Raw genomic sequence first — 905 nt, forward strand, 5'->3', positions numbered from 1 at the left:
GTCGGCAACCGGCAGGATCACTTCCTTGAATTTTTCCGACGAGCCGAGTGCACGGCCACCCGAGATGATGATCTTGGCCGAGGTCAGCTCCGGACGATCCGACGACGACAGCGCGTCGGCAACGAAGGTCGACAGACCCGGATTGGCCGCAGCCGCGATCGTCTCGAGCGAAGCCGAGCCACCTTCGGCAGCGGAGGCGAACGAGGCGGTGCGCACGGTGATGACCTTTTTCGCTTCCGTCGTCTGCACCGTCTGGATGGCGTTGCCGGCATAGATCGGACGCTTGAAGGTATCGGACGAGACCACCTCGGTGATTTCGGAAACCTGGGCAACATCGAGAAGCGCTGCAACCCGCGGCAGGACGTTCTTGCCGACCGAAGTGGCAGCAGCAAGGATGGTGTCGTAATTGCCCGACAGCGAAACGATCAGCGCCGCCAAGGGTTCGGCCAGATTGTTGGCAAGGCTTGCATCCTCGGCCACCAGCACCTTGGCAACGCCGGAAAGCTTGGCGGCCTGGTCGGCAGCCGCCTTGGCACCGGCACCGGCCACCAGCACATGCACGTCGCCGCCGATTTTGGCGGCCGCCGTCAGCGCCTTTGCGGTCTGGTCGGAAAGGTGGCTGCCGTCGTGGTCAGCCAGAAGCAGAATAGCCATGGTTTTGTTCTCCCTTTCGGTTCGAGCTCAACGATCCCTTGGCGATCGGAGCTCAACGGTTCTGACGTGGTTCATGCGTTTGTCCGCAAACCGGTTCCCACTTTGCGGAAGCATGAACTAGAGCACGCCGGCTTCGGTCTTGAGCTTTTCGACCAGTTCGGCCACCGACTTGACCTTGATGCCGGCCTTGCGGCCTTCCGGCTCCTCGGTCTTCAGCACCTTCAGCCGCGCGGTCGTGTCGACACCGAAGT

The 905-nt window shown here is 62.2% G+C and carries 1 protein-coding gene and 1 pseudogene; both read right to left on the bottom strand.

What is annotated here, in order from left to right:
• On the bottom strand, window positions 1-654 hold a 654-nt coding region (locus IB264_RS34170; RefSeq protein WP_192435370.1), incomplete at its 3' end, for an electron transfer flavoprotein subunit alpha/FixB family protein.
• A 117-nt stretch (window positions 655-771) separates the two neighbouring features.
• Window positions 772-905 (bottom strand): annotated as a pseudogene (locus tag IB264_RS34175) (electron transfer flavoprotein subunit beta/FixA family protein); the annotation flags it as partial.

Origin of the sequence: Ensifer sp. ENS11 (assembly GCF_014851895.1) — a bacterium.
Lineage (GTDB): Bacteria > Pseudomonadota > Alphaproteobacteria > Rhizobiales > Rhizobiaceae > Ensifer > Ensifer canadensis.